Annotated in this window: 3 protein-coding genes; 1 reads left to right on the plus strand and 2 read right to left on the minus strand. The window is 39.8% G+C overall.

Annotated elements, in window-relative coordinates; genetic code table 11:
- Nucleotides 1–292 precede the first annotated feature (292 nt).
- A complete protein-coding gene (locus OC25_RS26520; protein WP_039483570.1) occupies nt 293–772 on the minus strand; it encodes a hypothetical protein in 480 nt (159 codons plus the stop codon).
- Nucleotides 773–1,292: 520 nt separating this feature from the next.
- Here OC25_RS26520 and OC25_RS26525 point away from each other — a divergent pair.
- The gene (locus OC25_RS26525) at nt 1,293–4,544 is read left to right on the plus strand and encodes a TonB-dependent receptor (RefSeq protein ID WP_039483574.1); all 3,252 of its coding nucleotides are present in this window, start codon (nt 1,293–1,295) and stop codon (nt 4,542–4,544) included.
- A gap of 60 nt (nt 4,545–4,604) precedes the next feature.
- Here OC25_RS26525 and OC25_RS28600 read toward each other — a convergent pair.
- Nucleotides 4,605–4,744, minus strand: a 140-nt coding sequence (locus tag OC25_RS28600; RefSeq protein ID WP_156131529.1) for an IS3 family transposase, incomplete at its 5' end; no start/stop codon positions are given.

Here is a 4,744-nt window from a genome sequence, read left to right on the forward strand (position 1 = left end):
CATATAATTATAGGTTATTTTTCAAATGATATATGTTCCGAGCATATAATTATAGGTTATTTTTCAAATGATATATGTTCTGAGGGTATAATTATAGGTTATTTTTTAAATGATATATGTTCTGAACCTATAATTATGTGTTATTTTTTAAATGATATATACTTTTTAGCCGTAAGACCAGGTTTAGGATTGTCGAAGAGCCAGTCTAAATGCTGTAATAAAGCGTTCAGACTGGCTCAACGTAACAAACTTCGCCGGGAACTAAAATTTAGCCCCCAGCCCATAACCGGTTCTAGATTGCTGTGCCGGTATTTTTCCGGCTTCTGGGAAACTGCTGTTTCAGATCTTCGTATATATCCTGCGTACCAGCAATATTTGATTTCTGGGCTCCTTTTACGGCATTGTAAAAAACAAGTGCTGCCTCGTAAGCTTCGCCGCCGGCTACCATCATAGCATCTTCAATTGATCGTAAAAATTTGCTCTGCTCGAGGTAAATTTCATACAAATCGGCAGCAAGTTTGTAATCCTTTTGGGCTTCGGCCACATCTAAAAAAGAGGGCACCAGATTGGGCGATTGCTTTGCATGCGAAATGGCCCGGCCCACAAAGGCCAGTGTCCGGTCGGCCATCTTCAGCATCGCCTGGCGTTCGCCTGCTGTCAGGTTAAAAATGAGCACATCTTTAAGCGTTACTTTTGCTTCTGCTAATTGTGCACTTACTTTTGCCATTTGTTCGGCAGTAATTTCTGCCGAGATTTTGTTGTTTAAACTCATAGGTATATGTTATTAAATGAAAAAATAATTTCAATTTGCACACAACCTGAAAACGGCAACAGCAGCCAATCGTAGCCCGAAAGCAACCACAGCTCTGATTTGCCAATCAGATTGGGTATTGTCAATAAAATAAGTGGGATGAGTTTTACTGCCTTTAGGGATAGTTTAAATGGGCAGGTTTTATACTTTGTGTTAAAGGTTAATTTACCCCGTTAACACTACTAATGTACTTATTTTTTAGTTTGAAACAAATCCAACAGAAAAAAAATGCTTAAAACCCGTTTTTTATGCTTTGGAAATGCAAGCTAAACGATCTTCACCAAATCTTCACCTTTCAAAAGTAGCTTTATTGCTCAATTAAGCCACATTCCAGGCCATCCGTAAAGGGTGTTAAATTTTTATTTCTCCAACATTTCCATATCATTTCTTTACCGTTAATAAACCAGCATGATTTAATTTTTAATTAACAATAAGTTAATGTTGCTGCTGTTGTTTTGTGCTAAAATAAAAACAACAGAAAATGAAATTGCGTATACTAACCTTATTTAGTATTGTATTGTTGCTGGTTACCAAGGCAAATGCCCAGGTAACAACGGCCGGTATAAATGGTAAAATAAAAGACGATAAAGGCATTATTCCGGGGGCTACCATAGTGATGGTACATGTTCCTACCGGTACAACGTCTAAATCATCCTCAAACGAATCGGGCTTTTACCGCATTGGTAATTTAAACCCTGGCGGACCTTACAAAATTACAGTAACCTATGTGGGCTATAGTCCGGTAACGAAAGAAAACGTATACCTGACCTTAGGTGCCGATCAAAAATTAGATATCGATATTCAGGAGCAGGGTAATCAGCTTGCCGAGGTAAGCGTACGGGGTCAAAAAGGGCCAACCAAGGCTGGTGCAGGTACCAGCATTGGCGAAGGACAAATTAAAACCCTGCCTACCATGAACCGGAGCTTACAGGATGTTACCCGTGTAACGCCACAAGGCAGTAAAGACAATACTTTTGGCGGTACAAACTTCAGGTACAATAACGTAACTATTGACGGGGCTATTAATAACGATGCCATTGGTTTTAGTCCTTCTTTAGGTGGGCAAAGTGGTAGTTCGGGTATGCCGGGCAGCAGCACGCGTACCAATCCGGTTTCTTTAGATGCAATACAGGATGTTACTGTACTTTTATCGCCCTACGATGTTAAAGTGGGTAACTTTTTGGGTGGAAGTATTAATGCGGTAACCCGTGGTGGTACAAATGAGGTAACCGGATCGGTTTACGGATATGGTCGTAATGCAGCCTTGATTGGCAGAAATAAAATTGGCGATAATTCAAAAGAACCTTCGGCTTTTCACGATTATCAAACCGGTTTCCGTGTGGGCTTCCCGATTATCAAAGATAAATTGTTCTTCTTTACCAACGAGGAAATTACCCGTCGCCAGGATCCGGTAATTCTGGGTGCCGGTTCCTCAGATATGAAATTGCTTACCGCAACAGAAGCGCAACAAATCGCTGACCGTATGAAAACAGCTTACGGTGTTGATGCGGGTGAATTTGGCAATTACAACATCTATTCGCAATCGAACAAATTCTTTAACCGTTTAGATTGGAATATCAACGAAAACAACCAGTTAACTATCCGTAACAATACCATTGTTTCTAAAGCTACCAACTTGGAAAGAGATCAGTCTAATTTCCGCTTTGGCGGGATTGATTTCAGACAAAACAACAACCAGACTTCAACAGTAGCTGATTTAAAAACCCGTTTTGGTAATTCTGCTACAAACAACCTGATTATTGGATACTCTACCGTTCACGATTTCCGCGATCCGCTTTCTAACCCGGCTTTACCGCAAATTGAAATTGCATCCAATGGCGGCACCTTGTTTTTGGGTACCGATCGTGAAGCCAGTATTTTTAACATGAAACAGAATACTTTCGAGTTTACCGATAACTATACTTACAGCAAAGGCATTCATACCTTTACTTTTGGTACGCACAACGAATTTTATAACATCAATTATGGTTTTGTAAACTCATGGAATGGTCGTGTGGCCTATAGCAGCATCAGCGATTTTTTAAATAACCAGCCAAACAGGGTACGTACAAATTATAATTACGATGATAATACCCGCGATAATATTATTGCGAACCCTACTGCTCAATTTAATGTAAATATGTATAGTGTTTACGGTCAGGACGAAATCAGACTGGGCGACCGTTTAAAGCTAACACCAGGTTTGCGTTTTGATATGGCCAATTTACCGGATATGCCAACGTTAAGCAGTAAAACAGCGAACTCTCCGGTTGATGTAAATTACGGTACAACCTACACTTATACCCAGCCATCGGCAATTACCAATAAATTCCTGAATAAAATTCAGATATCGCCACGTTTAGGTTTCAATTTTGATGCCCTTGGTAACCAGAGCTTAATTATCAGGGGAGGAACAGGTTTATTTACCAGTCGTATTCCTTTCGCATGGATTGGTTACGCTTACTATAATAACGGAGTTAATTATGGTGCTTTCGATAAATCGTATGTTTATGCCAATGCCGATCCAACTAAAATTGTAACGCCTGCAGCCGGATCAGATCCGGTTAGAGATGCTTTAACCGGTAACGGCGAGGCAGGTTATGTAACCAAACAAGGTGTTAATGTTAAAGATGCAAGCGGTGCCACACAGGTAGATTTGGTTGACAATAACTTTAAAATGCCTAAAGCCTGGAGAAGTAATCTGGCTTTCGATTATAAAACCGACGACCAATGGAAATTTACGGTAGAAGGTATTTTTAGCCAGGTAATTAAAGATGTACAGTTTCAGCAAATCAATTATGCAGATAACCCTAAATACATGGTTTACGATACGCAGAAACAGCAGCCTATTTACTCCGGCGCTAAAATTAACCCTTTATATACCAATGCCTACTTATTATCCAATACAGATAAAGGATATAAATACAGTTTAACTGCGCAGGTAAGCAAATCGTTTCCGATGGGTTTGGATATGATGGTGGCCTATACCTATGGCAGATCGAAAGATATTGCAAATGGTATTCGTAACTCTATGGAATCGAACTGGCAGTTAAACCAGGCTTTAAGTCCTAATAATCCGGGATTGGCCTATTCTAACTTCGATATCCGTAACCGCATCATCTCAACCATCAATTACAGATTGGATTGGGCAAAAAATGGCAAGTATGTTTCTAACTTCTCCTTATTCTTCAGTGGTCAGTCGGGCTCGCCATACTCTTTAGGTTTGGTTAATACACGCATTAACGGAACCGGACAGACGGTTAGTTTATTGTATATTCCGGCGACTGGCGAAACCGCTAAATTCTTTGCCAATACACCAGACGGAATTGCCCAGGCAGCAGCATTTGATGCTTACATCAATGGAGATAAATATTTAAGTACCCGCCGTGGCGATTTTACCGAGCGTAATGGTGCACGTACCCCTTGGAATGTTCAGGCCGATTTCCGTTTTGCACAGGATATTCAGGTGGCGAAAGGTAAACACCCACACGTGTTAACCTTAACTTACGACATTATTAACTTAACCAATCTGGTTAATAAAGACTGGGGAATTCAGTACTTCTCGCCAAATACCTATAACTCAATGGCCAGTGTAGGTATTAAAGTAGCTACTGCAGGTACACCAACTACTTATCCGGTTTATACTTTCGCACAAAAAGATGTAACTTCTTACTCGAAAGATTTCTTTGCCTCGCGTTACCAAATGCAACTGGGCTTAAGGTATAGCTTTTAAACCTTTGTTTAAATCAATTAAAAAGCCCTGTTTAGACTGACCCCAAAAAGTTGGACGAAGTTACGCAATGTTTTTAAAGTAATGAGTTCGGTATTCCACCGGACTCATTCCATTTAAATTAATCCTTATTCGGTCCCTATTATAATATTTAATATACTTTCTAATTTCAGAATGTAATTGTGATACCGATTTAAATTCAT

Source organism: Pedobacter kyungheensis, from assembly GCF_000812965.1.
GTDB classification, from domain to species: Bacteria; Bacteroidota; Bacteroidia; order Sphingobacteriales; family Sphingobacteriaceae; genus Pedobacter; species Pedobacter kyungheensis.

Excerpts from the sequence above, each read along its gene's own strand:
- OC25_RS26525 (WP_039483574.1), top strand. The coding sequence starts at position 1,293 with ATGAAATTGCGTATACTAACCTTATTTAGTATTGTATTGTTGCTGGTT.
- OC25_RS26520 (WP_039483570.1), bottom strand. The coding sequence starts at position 772 with ATGAGTTTAAACAACAAAATCTCGGCAGAAATTACTGCCGAACAAATG.